This is a genomic window from Cereibacter sp. Soil_C_27, assembly GCF_057657095.1.
The window spans coordinates 45656-60662 of the sequence record NZ_JBDGJD010000007.1; the positions used below are offsets into that span (position 1 = coordinate 45656).

At 69.0% G+C, this 15007-nt stretch carries 14 protein-coding genes; 7 read left to right on the forward strand and 7 right to left on the reverse strand.

What is annotated here, in order from left to right:
- Positions 1 to 42: 42 nt before the first annotated feature.
- Positions 43 to 987: a plasmid partitioning protein RepB gene (gene repB / locus AC3A5Z_RS20980; protein WP_487521222.1), complete on the reverse strand. Its 945-nt coding sequence runs from the start codon at positions 985 to 987 to the stop codon at positions 43 to 45.
- Positions 984 to 2162 (reverse strand): plasmid partitioning protein RepA, encoded by a 1179-nt coding sequence (repA, locus tag AC3A5Z_RS20985; protein WP_487521223.1) that lies wholly within the window; start codon positions 2160 to 2162, stop codon positions 984 to 986. The genes repB and repA overlap by 4 nt, the downstream gene beginning before the upstream one ends.
- 203 nt (positions 2163 to 2365) lie before the next feature.
- Between repA and AC3A5Z_RS20990 the strand changes: the two genes are divergently transcribed.
- The 5 genes from AC3A5Z_RS20990 to AC3A5Z_RS21010 all read left to right on the forward strand — a co-directional run bounded on the left by AC3A5Z_RS20990 (position 2366) and on the right by AC3A5Z_RS21010 (position 6193).
- Positions 2366 to 2599, forward strand: a complete 234-nt coding sequence (locus tag AC3A5Z_RS20990; RefSeq protein WP_487521224.1) for an AbrB/MazE/SpoVT family DNA-binding domain-containing protein — start codon at positions 2366 to 2368, stop codon at positions 2597 to 2599.
- A complete protein-coding gene (locus AC3A5Z_RS20995) occupies positions 2596 to 2988 on the forward strand; it encodes a type II toxin-antitoxin system VapC family toxin (RefSeq protein WP_487521225.1) in 393 nt (130 codons plus the stop codon). Before AC3A5Z_RS20990 ends, AC3A5Z_RS20995 begins: the two co-directional genes overlap by 4 nt.
- A 186-nt stretch (positions 2989 to 3174) precedes the next feature.
- On the forward strand, positions 3175 to 4671 hold the full coding sequence (locus tag AC3A5Z_RS21000; RefSeq protein ID WP_487521226.1) for a tripartite tricarboxylate transporter permease: 1497 nt from the start codon (positions 3175 to 3177) through the stop codon (positions 4669 to 4671).
- Positions 4672 to 4715: 44 nt separating this feature from the next.
- Positions 4716 to 5720 (forward strand): tripartite tricarboxylate transporter substrate binding protein, encoded by a 1005-nt coding sequence (locus AC3A5Z_RS21005; protein WP_487521227.1) that lies wholly within the window; start codon positions 4716 to 4718, stop codon positions 5718 to 5720.
- Positions 5717 to 6193, forward strand: coding sequence for a tripartite tricarboxylate transporter TctB family protein (locus tag AC3A5Z_RS21010; protein WP_487521228.1), 477 nt, complete (start codon positions 5717 to 5719; stop codon positions 6191 to 6193). Before AC3A5Z_RS21005 ends, AC3A5Z_RS21010 begins: the two co-directional genes overlap by 4 nt.
- Positions 6194 to 6247: 54 nt before the next feature.
- On the opposite strand, the gene AC3A5Z_RS21015 is transcribed toward AC3A5Z_RS21010, so the two are convergent.
- Genes AC3A5Z_RS21015 through AC3A5Z_RS21025 form a run of 3 tightly spaced genes read right to left on the reverse strand, consistent with a single transcriptional unit; the run spans position 6248 to position 8761 of the window.
- On the reverse strand, positions 6248 to 7303 hold the full coding sequence (locus tag AC3A5Z_RS21015) for a 4-oxalomesaconate tautomerase (RefSeq protein ID WP_487521229.1): 1056 nt from the start codon (positions 7301 to 7303) through the stop codon (positions 6248 to 6250).
- Complete coding sequence (locus tag AC3A5Z_RS21020; protein WP_487521230.1) at positions 7296 to 7967, reverse strand: 4-carboxy-4-hydroxy-2-oxoadipate aldolase/oxaloacetate decarboxylase; 672 nt, start codon at positions 7965 to 7967, stop codon at positions 7296 to 7298. The genes AC3A5Z_RS21015 and AC3A5Z_RS21020 overlap by 8 nt, the downstream gene beginning before the upstream one ends.
- 59 nt (positions 7968 to 8026) lie before the next feature.
- Positions 8027 to 8761, reverse strand: a complete 735-nt coding sequence (locus AC3A5Z_RS21025; protein ID WP_487521231.1) for a PIG-L deacetylase family protein — start codon at positions 8759 to 8761, stop codon at positions 8027 to 8029.
- A 266-nt stretch (positions 8762 to 9027) separates the two neighbouring features.
- On the opposite strand from AC3A5Z_RS21025, the gene AC3A5Z_RS21030 reads away from it, so the two are divergent.
- Positions 9028 to 9915 carry an NAD(P)-dependent oxidoreductase gene (locus tag AC3A5Z_RS21030; RefSeq protein WP_487521232.1) on the forward strand — a complete coding sequence of 296 codons (888 nt, stop codon included), beginning with the start codon at positions 9028 to 9030 and terminating at the stop codon, positions 9913 to 9915.
- 3 nt (positions 9916 to 9918) lie between these two features.
- Here the strand turns inward: AC3A5Z_RS21030 and AC3A5Z_RS21035 are convergent, their stop codons facing one another.
- Together AC3A5Z_RS21035 and AC3A5Z_RS21040 are read right to left on the reverse strand one after the other, a co-directional pair.
- Entirely contained in the window at positions 9919 to 11079 is a 1161-nt protein-coding gene (locus AC3A5Z_RS21035; protein ID WP_487521233.1) for a LysR family transcriptional regulator, read from the reverse strand.
- A 67-nt stretch (positions 11080 to 11146) separates the two neighbouring features.
- On the reverse strand, positions 11147 to 13984 hold the full coding sequence (locus AC3A5Z_RS21040; RefSeq protein ID WP_487521234.1) for an FAD-binding and (Fe-S)-binding domain-containing protein: 2838 nt from the start codon (positions 13982 to 13984) through the stop codon (positions 11147 to 11149).
- A gap of 66 nt (positions 13985 to 14050) precedes the next feature.
- Here AC3A5Z_RS21040 and AC3A5Z_RS21045 point away from each other — a divergent pair, with 66 nt between their 5' ends.
- Positions 14051 to 15001 (forward strand): LysR family transcriptional regulator, encoded by a 951-nt coding sequence (locus AC3A5Z_RS21045; RefSeq protein WP_487521235.1) that lies wholly within the window; start codon positions 14051 to 14053, stop codon positions 14999 to 15001.
- Positions 15002 to 15007: the final 6 nt, after the last annotated feature.

The window sequence follows — 15007 nt, forward strand, 5'->3', positions numbered from 1 at the left end:
CCTTTCCTGTTGTTGCTGCTCTGCTCTCGGCCCCTTGCGGGGTCACTCGCCGCGCCGGGTTTCCCAGTCGCGGTGAATCTCGGCGATATGCTCCACCAGCCAGTCGGCGAAGCCCGGGCTGCGGCTGCGGCGCAGCTTCAGCGTGACGGCGGCCTTGCCGCGGCTGACCTGACCCAGATGCAGGCCCTGGGCGCTGCGCAGCGGCTCGGGCGGGGCGGAGGCGGTCTGGCGCTTGCGCTGGCCGGAGAGATAGCCGACCAGCGCCTCGAACCGCGCGTCGGAACTGTCGTCGCCCGCCGTCAGCCGCATGGTGGAAATCAGCGTGTCGGCATCGTCGAGCGTGGTGGTCAGCAGATCGGCCAGCGTCAGCCAGCGGTCGCGGCCGACCGAAGGGGCGGCGCCGATCGCCTCGATCAACTGCACCGGCACGCTTTCCGCCACCGTCAGCATGCGCGAGATCACCGTCTTGTCGATGGAGAGCGCATCGCAGATCACCTTGCGCTCATAGCCCGCATCGACCATCTGCCGGGCAAAATTCACCTTCTCGATGAAGGAGAGGTCGCGCCGGGCGGTGTTTTCCTGCCCCTGCGCCATGACCAGCTCGCGGTCGTCGAGATCGCGCACCAGCGCCTTGACCGGCTGGCCCAGATCGCGCAGCGCCAGCACGCGGCGGCGGCCATAGACGATCTGAAAACGATTTTCATCTGTCGGATGCGGCCGCACCAGCACCGGCACCTGCTGGCCATAGGTGGCGATGGAGCGCGCCAGTTCGGCATCCTCGTTGCTGTCGCTTTCCAGCCGGTCCTGCAGGCCGCCCGCCTCGATCTGGAACGGGTCGATCTCGATCACGGCGCGGGCCTTGAGATCGGCGATGGAGCGCGAGACGGCGCCGATGGCGCCCTTGGTCGAGCGCGGCCGTTCGGCCTGCGGCGGGGCAGGGGTGGCGGGCTGGTCGAGCAGACCCTGAAGGATGTTCTTGCGGCTCATGCGCGGCCCCATGCTGACTGAATGAGTTTTTCAATCTCGCCGTTCACGGCGTTCAGGCTTTCCATCGCCCGCTCGTAGGTGCTGCGGGTGAATTCGCCCTTCTCCACCTCGTAAAGCGTCTGCTTGGTGAGGCCCGCATCGGAAATCGCCGTGGATTTCAACACGGTATGGTTCAGCACATGGTCGCCGAACAGCGAGCGCATGAAGCTGACCATCTGGTTCTGCGGCCCGTCGCCGGGCTCGTAGCGGGTGACGAGATAGCGCATCCAGTCATAGCTCATGTCGCCGCCGGCATCGGCCACCACGCCCAGAAGGTTCGAGGTCATCAGCAGGAACTGGCACATCGACATGACGTCGAGCATCTGCGGATGCACGGTGACCAGAACGGCGGTGGCGGCGGAGAGCGCGGACATCGTCAGGAACCCCAGCTGCGGCGGGCAGTCGATCACGACGACGTCGTAATCGGCTTCGACCTCGGCCAAGGCATCGGCAATCCTGGTAAAGAAAAGATTACCGCCCCGCGCGGCCAGCGCACGGGGGGTTTCATGTTCGAATTCCATCAGCTCGAGATTGCCGGGAACGAGATCGAGGTTGGTGAAATAGGTTTTCTGAATCACCTCGCGCAGCGGCACCGGGTCTTCGTAGCGGATCGCGTCATAGAGCGTGCCGCCGTCGGTCAGGTCGAATTCGGGCTGGAAGCCGTGCAGCGCCGAGAGCGAGGCCTGCGGGTCGAGGTCGATCGCCAGCACCCGATAGCCGTCGAGCGCGCATTTCTGCGCCAGATGCGCCGAGGTGGTGGTCTTGCCCGAGCCACCCTTGAAGTTGATGACGGTGATCACCTGCAGATGATCGCCCGCGCGCCGTCCCGGCAGATAGCTGCCCGGGGTTTTCGCGCGCTTTTCCAGCAGGTTGCGCAGCTCCATGATGTCCTGCGAGGAATAGAGCCTGCGCCCGCCCGACCCGGTTTCGGGCTGCGGCCCCTTGCCGTCGAGGCTGAGCTTGCGCAGATAGGCATCCTTGACGCCGAGCAGCGCCGCCACCTCGCCGCTGGTGAACCGGCGCAGCTCCTTGCGGGCATTGGGCGGGAAAAGCTGGGCGCGATGCGCCATCAGCCGCTCGGACAAGCGTTCTGCGTGATCGCCGACGAGGCGATCGATCCGTTCCTTTTGCTGCATCCCGCTCTCGCCTTCAGCCGTTGGTTACGGCTTTTGCCATGTTATACACTTCTTGCCGTAATAGATGCGGGAAGATCGGGATTCGGGCAAGTGGATTCGCACAGCATGTAGTGGCGATGCCCGAGCGTGGCACCAGAGCCCGCCCGTTGCAAGGCGGGTGGCGATAAAGTAAGGTGAAACGGCAAAACGCTTTGGAGGCTCGGATGCCGGAATCCACGCTGTCGATCAAGGGCCAGACCACGCTGCCGGCCGAGGTGCGCCGGGCGCTGGGGCTCAATCCGGGCGACCGGCTGCGCTATGTCATCCTTGATGGTGGCGAGGTGCGGCTGGTCAAGACCCGCGCGGCGCTGGGGCTGGCGGGGATGCTGAAGCGCGAGGGCCCGGCGGTGAGCCTCGAGGCGATGGAGGAGGCGGCGGGGCAGGGGGCGCAGGAGTGATCGCGCTCGACACCAATGTGCTGGTGCGGTTTCTGGTGCAGGACGATGCGGCGCAGGGGGCCGCGGCGACGGCGCTGATCGCCGGGCTCAGCGCCGAGGCGCCGGGCTGGATCTGCCGCGAGGTGGCGGTGGAACTGGTGTGGGTGCTGGAACGCGCCTACCGCATGACGCGCGCCGAGATCGCCGGGGCGGTGGAGGCGCTGCTGGAAGCGCGCGAGTTGCGCTTCGAGGCCGAGGACCGCGTCGGGCTGGCGATCAGCCGCTACCGTCAAGGCGGGCCGGGGTTCTCGGACCAGATGATCCTGATCGCCGCCGGGCAGGGCGGCTGCGACGCGCTGGTGAGTTTCGACCGCAAGCTGGTGGAAGCGGGGGCGCTGGCGGTGGGGTGAGGCCAGCCTGCCCTGGCGCGAGGGACGGGAGGTGCCGTGCGGAGCGCGCCGAGCTATAGCCTCAAGTTATTTTCCTCCGGACAGTTGTGATTTGTGACTGGCGAGCCCGCGTCCCACAAAGGCAGCATCGGGACGCCGGACTTCCGGGAGGAGAGCGGCCCCGCAGCAAGCGAGCGGAGGGGCTTCATGGACGGTATCATCCAATCTCTGGGGGTGATCTTCAGCTTGTCGGGGCTCGCCGTCCTGTTGATCGGCGCGCTGCTCGGCATGGTCATCGGCGCGTTGCCGGGGCTCGGGCCGTCGATCGGGCTGAGCCTGCTCATCCCCTTCACCTATACCATGTCCCCCGAACTCAGCATGCTGCTGATGATCTCGCTCTATACCTCGGCGGAATATGGCGGGTCGATCAGCGCGATCCTTCTGTCGACGCCGGGAACGGCGGCGGCTGCGGCGACGGCGATCGACGGCTATGCCATGGCGCAGAAGGGGCAGGCAAACGAGGCGATCTCGATCTCGCTGACCGCCTCGACCGTGGGCGGCGTGCTGGGCGGGCTGGCGCTGCTGCTGCTGGCGATGCCGCTGGCGAGCCTTGCGCTGCAGTTCGGACCTGCGGGCTATTTCGCGGTCGGCCTCTTCGGTCTCACCTCGGTCGCAGCACTTGCGGGCGGGTCGCTGGTGAAGGGGCTTCTGGGCGCCGGGCTCGGTCTGGCGCTGGCGACGGTGGGCATCGACCCGATCGCCGGCACGCCGCGCTTCACCTTCGGCCAGTTCGAGCTCTACGAGGGCGTGCCCTTCCTTGCCGCGCTGATCGGGCTTTTTGCCGTGTCGGAGGCGATCTCGCTGGCCGAGAAGCAGGCGCGCAAGAAGCCGCTGGGCAAGACGCGGGTCGGGCATGTGTTCCTGTCGATGGCGCTGTGGAAGGAAACCTGGCGGTCCATGCTGTCGGGATCGGTGATCGGCACGCTGCTGGGCATCCTGCCGGGCGTCGGTGGCAACATCGCCTGCTGGGTGGCGCGCGACTATGCCCGCGCCCGCGACAAGAACCCCGAGGAGTATGGCAAGGGCGCGGCCAATGGCATCGCGGCGCCGGAAGCCTCGAACAATGCCACCGTGGGCGGGGCGCTGGTGCCGCTCCTGGCGCTCGGCGTGCCCGGCTCGCCCACCACGGCGATCATGATGGGCGCGCTGATCATGCACGGGCTGCACCCCGGGCCGCAGCTCTTCACCGAGGAGCCGACGCTGGTCTATGCCATCCTCTTCGGCGTCATCATCGCGTCATTGGTGCAATATCTGGTCGGGTCGCTGTTCCTGCCGATCATGGCGCGCACCGTGCTGCTGCCCGAAGGGGTGATCGCCGCCGGGATCATGGCCTTCGCCGTGCTGGGCGCCTTCGCCATCCGCAACCTGATGTTCGACGTCTGGCTGACGCTGGGCTTCGGTCTGCTCGGCTACGTGATGAAGAAGCTGAGCTTCCCCGTTGCGCCGGTCATCCTGGCCATGGTGCTGGGCTACCTGATCGAGTCGAACTACCGCACCGCGCTGGTGTCGTCGCGGGGGGATTACATGATCTTCCTGACCGACCCGATCAGCGTGCTGTTCCTGATCCTCAGCCTGATCAGCATCATGGTGCCGATCCGTCGTGCCTGGCGCGCCCGCAGGGCCGCCAGCCACAGCGCCGCCTGAGGAGGTCAGGCGCTATGTCCATCCATTCAAGGGAGAGAGAAACCATGAACGCGAGACCCTCTGAGACCACTGGCCCGCGCCGGATCGCAGCCTTCGTGCGCAATGCCGTCGCCGCGGTCTGTCTGGCCGCGGGAGCCATGACGCTGCCGCAGACCGCCGCCGCCGAATTTCCGGAAAAGCCGGTAACGCTGGTGGTGTGGTCCGGTGCGGGCGGCACGCTCGACACCTATGGCCGCAAGCTCGCCGAGCTGCTGGAGCGCGAGAGCGGCTGGACCGTGAAGGTCGACAACCGTCCGGGCGGCAGCGGCGCCGTGGGCCTGTCGCAGATCGTGACCCAGCCGGCGGATGGCTACAGCATCCTCGTGCTGACCGGCACGCTGACCTTCGGCATCGCGCAGGGGCTCATTCCCTTCAAGCTGGAGGATCTGCGGCTGCTGCGCGCCATGCAGTCCGAGCCCTCGTCGCTGGCGGTTGCCAAGGACAGCCCGTTGCAGTCCGTCGACGACTTCGTGGCCTACGTGAAGGAAAACCCCAACGGGCTGAAGGTCGGCGGCCATTCCTCGGGCGGGTTCCACCAGTACATGCTCTACCAGATGATGCAGCAGGGCGGCTTCGAGAGCGGCTGGATCCCGCATGACGCCTCTGGCAAGGTGACGCTGGCGCTGCTGGGCGATCATATCGACGCGGCGATGATGACGCCTTCCACCGGCCTGTCGCAGGTGCAGAGCGGCGACTTCCGCCTGCTGGGCGTGACCACGGCCGAGCGGTCGCCCTTCTTGCCCGACGCGCCGACCTTCAAGGAGCAGGGCTATGACATCGAGGGCGCCATCTGGCGCGGGATCGCGGTGAAGGCCGGGACCCCCGATGACGTGGTGGCCTCGATCCAGACCGCCATCGACAAGGTGACGGCCTCGGAAGAGTGGAAGACCTTCCAGCAGGAGCAGTTCCAGGACAGCCCGAACTGGGGTGAGGCGGAATTCACCGAGCGTACCCAGAAGGATCTCGAGGCGCAGGCCGAGTTCCTGAAATCCGCAGGTTTCCTGCAGTGAGCGGCAACGCTCCTTCCCCGAGCCAAGCTGACCGGACCCGTCCGGTCAGCGAGCTTGTGGCCGGTGCGGTCTGCCTTGCGGCCAGCGTCGCCTTCCTCGTGGCGGCGCGGGCGCTGCCCGAGGGCCATTCGAGCGGCGATGTCGGCCCCGGCGCGCTGCCGCTGCAGATCGGCATCTTCGCGCTCGTCTGCTCGCTGGCCTATCTGGGGCTGACCCTGCGCGGCAGCTTCGCCGCCGTGCCGGGCCAGTTCGCGCAGAGCCACCGGGCGGGGCTGGCGCTCGGCATCTTCGTGCTGGCGCTGGTGGCGGTGCCCTGGCTCGGGCTGGCGCTGGCGATCGCGCTGGCCTCGGCGCTGACGACGCTGCTCTTCGACGGGCCGCACCGGCTGCTGCGCGCGGTGGCGACCGGCGTCGGGATCTGGCTGATCGCGGTGCTGCTGTTCCAGATGCTGCTCGGGCTGCCGATGCCCTGATGCGCGAAGGGGCGGGAGATCTCCCGCCCCTGTCGTCCTGTTCCGGCTCCGTGGTCAGTCGCGCGGAAACACCCGGCCGTCGAAGAGCTTGCGCGCCGTGCGCAGCGTGCCCGCGCCGATCAGCGCGCCGTTTTCGTCGCGCTCGATCAGCACCTCCGCCGCACCGCTCGGGTGTTCGATCAGGAAGCGTCCGTCCGTGGGCAGCACCGCCAGCTCTGCCGCAGGCGCGCCGGGCAGGGTGCAGGCGGTGGCCACGGTGACGGCGGCGAAGACGCCGATCGAGGCGTGGCAGCGGTGCGGGATGAAGCTGCGCGTGCTGATCGCGCCGCCCGATGCGGGGGCGGAGACCAGCGTCATCTTCGGCACCGGCTTTTCCGTCACATCTCCCAAGGCCATCAGCGGCCCGGCTTTCAGCCGGATCGCCTCGAGCCGGGCCTTCAGCGCGGTGTCGGCCTCAAGCTGTTCGCGCGGCTCCTGTCCGGTCAGACCGAGATCGGAGGCGCGCAGGATGACACAGGGCATGCCGTTGTCGATCAGCGTGCAGTCGATGCCGTCGATCCGGTCCACGGCATTGCCGCTGGGCAGGAGCGCGCCGCACATCGAGCCCGCGATGTCCTGGAACATCAGCGCGACCGGGGCGGCGGTGCCGGGCACGCCGTCGATGCGGGCCTCGCCGCCGTAGCTGACCCGCCCGCCGGGAGTGCGGACGCGGGCGAGGGCAATTTCGCCGGTATTGCGCATGTGAATACGCACAGGCGTCTCGTCACCCGTCACCGCCACCAGCCCGCGCTCGATGGCGGCGGGGCCGACACCCGCGAGGATGTTGCCGCAGCCCTGCGCGTCGGAGACCAGCGCCTGATCGACGAAGACCTGCAGGAACAGGTAATCCACATCGGCATCGGGGCGCGAGGCGGGCGATAGGATCGCGACCTTCGAGGTCAGCGGATCGGCCCCGCCGATGCCGTCGATCTGGCGCGGATCGGGCGAGCCCATGATGCCGAGCAGCAGGGCATCGCGGATCGCCTCGTCTTCGGGCAGGTCGGACGCGAGGAAATAGGCGCCCTTGGAGGTGCCGCCGCGCATCCAGAGGCAGGGGATGCCCTCAGACATATTTGAGCCCTTTGGCCGCGAGCCGCGCCCGCATGTCGTAGATGTCGAGCCCGAGTTCGCCCGTGGCGAGCCGCTGGCGCTTGGCCTCTTCCGCCGCGACCCGCTGGCGCGCGGCGGCGAGCACGGTTTCGGCATCGGCGCGGCGCACCACGCAGACGCCGTCGTCATCGGCCACGATCACGTCGCCCGCCTCGACCAGCTGCCCGGCGCAGACCACCGGCACGTTGACCGAGCCGGGGGTCTCCTTCACCGTGCCCTGGGCGCTGATCGCCTTGGACCAGACCGGGAAGCCCATCTCTGTGAGGTCGCGGATGTCGCGCACCCCCGCGTCGATCACCAATCCACGACAGCCGCGGGCCATGGCCGAGGTGGCCAGCAGATCGCCGAAATAGCCGTTGTCGCAGGGCGAGGTCGGGGCGAGCACGAGGATATCGCCCTCCGTCAGCTGCTCGATGGCGACATGCAGCATCCAGTTGTCACCGGGCGGCGCGCTGATCGTCACCGCGGAACCTGCGATGCGGGCGCCGGCGTAGATCGGGCGCATGTAGCTGGCGAGGCAGCCGATGCGCCCCTGAGCCTCGTGAACGGTGGAGGTGCCTGCCTCGGCCAGACCGGCGATCGTCGCCGGGTCCGCGCGTTGGATGGACTGGATGACCTTGGCCATGGTTCAGCCTTTCTTCTGGGGGAATGGAAAGCCCGGCGGGGGGACCGCCGGGTGACAGGTCAGAGCTCGTCGACCGTGCGCGGGAAGATGGACTGGAAGCCCTCGGCGTGGGTGGCCTTGCGACCGCCCGCCTGACCGCCCGAATTGCGCATGAAGTGGTTGGCGCGGTTCTGGGCGACGCGGGTGTAATACTCCCACAGATGCTCCTGCCCCTCCATGCATTCGATGGCGGCGCGCTTCTTGTCCCAGACCGGGGTGATGTCGAGGAAGGTGTCGGGCTTCCAGCCCATCTGCTCGGTCTGGTGCGGCTCGAAGAGATAGAGCTGCGGCGCGCCCAGCACCTTCTGCCCCGGCTCGTGGCCCCAGGCCTGCGCGATCATCCGGCATTCCAGCGCGATCTGCGTCGCATACATGTGGTCGGTGTTGTAGGGATCCCATTGCGAGTGGCTGAGCATGAAGCGCGGCTGCACCCTGCGGATCACCTCGACCAGACGGAACTTGTCGTCCTGCGTCAGGTGCAGCGGGTAGTCGCCCAGATCGAACTCGATCAGGTCATGCACGCCGAGCGCCTGTGCCGCCTTTTCGGATTCGGCGCGGCGGGCGGATTTCACCTTTTCCAGCGTCATGCCGGGGTCTTTCCAGAGCTTCGCGCTTTCGCCGCGCTCGCCAAAGGACAGGCAGACCACGGTGACCTCGTAGCCCTGTTCGGCATGCAGGGCGATGGCGCCGCCACAGCGCCAGACGAAATCCGCGGCATGGGCGCTGATGACCAGGGCCGTCTTGGGATTGGCCATTGTTTTCCTCCGATTATCTGGGGGCAAGGTGGCGCATCGGGTTCCGGGGGGCAATTTGGAAGCACGCGGCGCGGGATAAGTTTTTGCTATGCGGTTATGGAGGGAGATCCTGCGTCGCTGATTTGGCCGGGCGTCGGGGGAGAGCGTCGGGGGAGATCTGGCGGCAGAGTTCCGAAACGCGCGTCTCGCCATAAGCCGGAGCTATCGGTGCTTGCGCCACTGCCGTGTCCGCCTATTGCTGGACGGCAAAAATGGAGAGCTTCGAAATGAGCACGCAAGAGCGCAACACACCGGCGGTGGCCTTCATCGGGTTCGGCGAGGCCGCCGAGGCCTTTGCGACCGGCTGGGGCGTGCAGATCGCCGGGGGCGTCACCGCCTATGACCTGAAATGCGACGACGAGGCTGCCGCGGTTCAGCCGCGGGCCCGGGCGGAGCGCAGCGGCGTGCGCCTCGTGACCGACCGCGCCTCGGCGCTGGCGGCGGCCGATGCGGTCTTCTGCCTCGTCACGGCCGACCGGGCGGTGGCGGCGGCCGAGCAGGCGGCGGGTTTTCTCAAGCCCGGCGCGCTCTGGTTCGACGGCAACAGCTGCTCGCCGGGGGCGAAACGCCGGTCGGCGGAGATCATCGAGGCGGCGGGCGGGCGCTATGTCGACGTGGCGATCATGGCCCCGGTCTATCCCAAGATGCACCGCACCCCGCTGCTGATCGCCGGGCCGCATCTGGCCGAGGCGGGCGCCGTTCTGTCGTCACTGGGGATGGAGGCCAAGCCCGTAGGCGACACGGTGGGCGAGGCTTCGGCCAACAAGATGATCCGCTCGGTGATGATCAAGGGCATGGAGGCGCTGACGGCGGAATGCCTGCTGGCAGCGCGCCGGGCGGGGATCGAGGATCGCGTGCTGGGCTCGCTGCAGGCATCGAACCCCGGGATCGACTGGCCGAAGCAGGCGGCCTACAACCTCGAGCGGATGATGGTGCATGGCAAGCGTCGCGCCGCCGAGATGCGCGAGGTGGCCGAGACGCTGCGCGAGCTGGGCCTGCCCGACGGGCTGGCGAGCGCCACGGCGGATTGGCAGCAGCGGATCGGCGATCTGGCGCTGGAGGCGGGCGAGGACAGCTTTGCCCCGCGCGCCGATGCGATCCTGAAGGGGCTCTGAGCCTCAGGCAAGCTGGCCCGAGGTGCGGCGCAGCATGTTGAGAAAATCGCGCTGTGCCCGCGTCGGCTCCCATCCTGCTCGGGTGGTGATGCCGATCGGGCGCAGCGCATTGGGCAGCGTGATCGGCAGGATCGACAGCACCCCGGCCTCGACCTCGGCCTGCATCCGCGACAGCCCGCCGAGATAGTCGCTGGCCCGCAGCATCTCGCGCAGCACGATCACCGAAGAGGTCTCCACCACGTCGAGGCGGGGGGCTTCGGCGAGGAAGGCATCGAGGATGCCGCGGATCGGCGTGGTGCGGCGCGGCATGACCCAGGGGTAGCGGAAGGTCTCGGCCGGATCGACTGACGTGCGCAGGGTCAGCGGATGGCCGGCCCGGGCCACCGCCACCACCTCGTCGTCGAAGAGCCGCTCCTGCGTGATGTCCTCGATCGGGCTCGGCAGGCGCAGCGCGCCCAGCACCATGTCGATCTCGCCGCGCCGCAGGCCCAGCAGAAGTTCGTCATAGCGCCCGTCGATCACCTCGAAGGCGAAACCCGGGCGCTGCTTGCAGAAGGACAGGATCGCCGAGGGCAGCCAGCCCGAACGCGAAAGGGGCAGCGCGCCGATGACGATGCGCCCGACCTCGCGCCCGGCCAGCATCGCCAGATCGGATTCCGCCTGATCGAGCTCTGCCAGCGCCAGACGCGCAGCCTGCGCCAGCTGCTCGCCCGCGCGGGTGGTGATGAGGCCATGCGCTGTGCGCTGGAAGAAGATCGTGCCCGCCGCATGTTCCAGCATGGTCGTCGCGCGATGCACCGTCGGCTGCGACAGCCCGAGCTTCCGGGCGGCGAGGGTGAAATTCTCCACCTCGGTGACGGCGATCAGCGCGGTGAGTTGCGGCCAGGTCGCCTGAATGCGGATCTCGCGCGACATCTCGGCCATGGCGGCATCGAGCCGTTTCAGCGCGCGGCTGGCGCGGTGGTGCAGCACCTCGCCGGCCTCGGTCAGGAACAGGCCCTGCGGGCTGCGCTGGAACAGGAGCTGCCTGGTTTCGGTGGACAGCTTGCCGATCGCCTGCGTCACCGCGGGCTGCGAGACATGGCAGAGCTCGGCCGTGCGCGTCACCGAATTGGTGCGGCCCAGGGCGAGGAACATCCTGAGATGGCGAAGGCTAGCCTGCATATGTGTCCTGTTCGGGCTCCGGCGAGTTTAGCGGAGCCCGCGCGGCGGGGGCAAGGATCTCGCGGCCTCACCCCTCCGCCAGCAGCTGCGCAATCACGGCCATCGGGTGTGGCGGGGTGACCTCGGCGAGGCGTTCGCTCTGGCAGCGGCAGGAGAAGCCGGTGGCCATGACGGTGCCGGGCTGCTCGACTTCGCTGCGCCAGGAGAGGTCGAAGAGGCGGCGGGACATCTTCTGGTGGCGGGTCTGGTGGCCGAAGAGCCCGGCCATGCCGCAGCAGCCGGTGGCGGGGGTGGCGAGGGGGACGCCGATGGCGGCGAAGACCTCGGTCCAGAGCCGGGCGCTTTCGGGATGGGCGGTGATTTCGGTGCAATGCGACAGGAGCCGCGCGGGGGCGGGGTTGCGCGCCTGCGGGAAGCTGCGGGTGCGTGCCTCGGCGGCGAGGAAGTCCTGCAGCATGCGGACCGGGGGCAGGGCGATGCCGGCCTTGGGGTAATCCTGCCGCAGCATCATGCCGAGGGCGGGTTCGAAGACCAGAAGCGGGGCGCCGGTGGCGGTGGCGCGGTGGAGCTGGGCCGCCAGCGCCTCGGCCATGCGCCGGAAGCCCTCGAGATCGCCCGAGCCCTGCGCCGCCTTGCCCGCAGGGCGCATCGGCAGGAGCCGGGGAGTGTAGCCAAGGGCCGTCAGCCCCGCCACCACGCCGGAGAGCGCCGCACCGTCGAAGAGCGCGGTGAACCAGTCCTGCACCAGCACCACGCTGCCGGGGGGCAGGGGGCTGTCGAGCTCGGTCTCGCGCAGGAGGAGCGGCGGTTTCGGGCGAGGGGCGAGCCGGTCAGGGAGATCGATGCTCGCCGTCAGCGCCTCGCCCAGACGGGCGGCGAGCGGCCAGACCGGGGCGAGCAGCGGCGACAGGCGCGCGGCGCGCGGGCTCAGCCGTTCGGCCGCCAGCACCAGACGGTCGGCGAGGCTGCGGCGGTGGCGGCTGTAGTGATCGGCGAGGAAGGCCGAGCGCATGCTGGGGATATCGACCTGCACCGGGCAGCTCGAGGCGCAGGCCTTGCAGCCGAGACAGGTGTCGAGCACCCCCATAAGATCGGCCTCGATCCGCGGCAGCTCCGGGTCGGCCTCGGCCCGCGCCCGGTGCCAGCCGCGCAGCGCATCGGCCCGGCCCTTGGGGCTGTGGCGCAGATCGGCGCTGGCCTTGAAGCTGGGGCACATCGGCGTCGTCGCGGCGTAGCTCAGGCATTGCGCATTGCCGTTGCAGCGGAAGGCGCGGGTCAGCGGGTCGCCCTCCGGCGCGTTGAAGGCGCGGAACGGGGTGGTGGCGATGCCGAGGATCGGGGTGGCGTTGGAGACGAGCTTGCCGGGGTTGAAGCGGTCGCCCGGATCGAAGGCGGCCTTCACCCCCTGCAGCGCGGCATAGGCCTCGGGGCCGATCCAGTCGCGCAGATAGGCGCCGCGCACGCCCTTGCCATGCTCGCCCCAGAACACGCCGCCGTGCTGGCGGGTGAGGGCATAGATCGCATCCGACACGGCCTTGAGGCGGGCGCGGTCTTCGGCGCTGTCGATGTTCAGCGCGGGGCGGATATGCAGGCAGCCGACGTCGACATGGCCGTAGATGCCGAAGCCGAGCCCGTGCCGGGTGAGCACGGCGAGGAAGTCCTCGACGAAGGCCGGCAGGTTTTCCGGCGGCACCACGGTATCCTCGACGAAGGCCACCGGCCGGGCGGGGCCGTCGACCTTGCCCAGAAGCCCGACGCCGGCCGAGCGGATCGCCCAGAGCTCGCGGATCTCGGCGAGATCGGCGGCGACATGCAGCGCGCCGAGACCGGGCAGGCGGGCGAGAATGGTCTCGCAGGCGGCGAGCCGGGTCGTCACCTCGAAAGCGTCACTGCCGTTGATCTCGATGAAGAGATAGGCGACGCGCTGGCCTTCCACCGCCTGCAGCGCCTGCGGCAGCCGCCCGAGGATGCCGGAGCGATAGGCGATCTCCTGCACGGTCTCGTCCATCACCTCGACCGCGGTCGGATCGGCGGCGATCAGCGGGGCGGCGGCGGCGAGCGCGTTGCGGAAGCTGTCGAAGCCCGCCACGATCAGCCGCTTCTCCGGCTCGATCCGCCGCAGCTTCACCCGGATGCGGCTGATCGGACCCAACGTGCCCTCGGCGCCGAGGAACAGCCGCCACCACTCGAAGCCGCCGGTTTCGGGGCAGGCGCGGTCGAGATCGTAGCCGGTGAAGCGGCGGTTGAGCCTTGGCGTGTTGGCGATAAAGGCGGCGCGGCCGGCGCGGGCGGCGGCCTCGGCCTCGGCCAGGAACGGCTCCGCCCAGCCGGGGGTGGGGGCGAGGCTGGAGAGGAGCCCTTCGGGGCGGGCGATCTCCAGCCCGAGGATGTTGTCGGAGGTCTTGCCATAGACGCGCGAACCCTTGCCCGAGGCATCGGTGCTGACCATGCCGCCGATGGTGCAGCGGGTCGAGGTCGAGGTTTCCGGCGCGAAGAACCAGCCCGAGGGGCGCAGGCGCTCGTTCAGATCGTCAAGCACCATGCCCGGCTCCACCTCGGCCCAGCCCGCGCTTGTGTCGAGCGCGACGATCCGGTTCATGTGGCGACGAAGATCGACGATCACCCCGCTGTTCAGGCTTTGCCCGTTGGTCCCGGTGCCGCCGCCGCGCGCGGTCAGCGGCAGGGTGGCGAAGGCGGGATCGGCCATGACCGAAAGCAGGGTCACCAGATCCTCGGCCCGTTCGGGCGCGACGATCAGGTCGGGGGCGATCTGGTAGACCGAATTGTCGGTGGACATGGCGGCGCGCAGCGCGCTGTCGGTCTCGATCTCGCCGGCAAAGCCCGCGTGGCGGAGCGCCCCGGCCAGACGGTCGATCAGCGGGGGGCTGTCGGGGAAGTCGCGCATCGAAAAACCTTTCCGGCAAGTCGGAGCAGTTGACCACGGCGGGGCCTTCGATAAAACTGGAATAAAATGAAGATAAATGCGGAAAACCTGAACATAAATCTGCGCCACCTCAGGGCGCTGCATGCGATTGCCGAGGAGGGATCGTTCAGCGCGGCGGCCGGGCGGCTGGGCATCGTGCCCTCGGCCCTGTCGGAGATCGTGCGGCAGATCGAGGAGGCGATCGGCGCGCCGCTCTTCGACCGGACGAGCCGCCCGGCGCAGATCACGCCCCTGGGGCAGGATTTCCTGGCCGAGACGGCGCCCCTGATGCAGGGGCTCGACCGGGCGGTGACGCGGCTTCGACAGCAGGCGGGGCTGGAGGCGGGGGTGCTGACGCTGGGCGCCTCGCCCTCGGCGATCTCGGAGCTGCTGGCGCCGGTGCTGGCCGAGTTCCTTGCGGCGCATCCGGGGGTAGGGTGCCTTCTGCACGACGATATCGCGGAACGGCTGGCGCGGATGGTGGCGGAGGGCGCGCTGGATCTGGCGATTGCCGGGCGGGCGCTGCAATCGCCCGACCTGCGCCAGCGCCCGCTGCTGCGCGACGCCTTCGGGCTGGCCTGCCCCGCGGATCATCCGCTGGCCGTGGCGGGGGTGGCGCGGCTGGCCGACATCGACCCCGCGGCTCTGATCGGGCTGGCCGCCGATACCGGCACCTCGCAGCTTCTGGCGCAGAGCCCAGCCCTGCCCGAGGCGCTGCGCCGGCCGCGGATCACCGCCTATTCCACCATCGCCCAGCTCTGCCTGATCCGCGCCGGGCTCGGCGTCGGGCTGATGCCGGAAAACGCCGTCACCCTGTTCAACGACCCCCGCATCCGCTTCGTCCCGCTGAGCGACCTGCCGCTCTGGCGCACGCTCTACCTGATCGAACCGACCCGCCGCCCGCAATCCGTGGCCGGGCAGGCATTCGTGCGCGCCCTGGAACGACGGTTTTACGGGGTGCTGCAGGGGGAGTCGGGCGGGTGTCAGGGGGCATTTTAAGGCGGC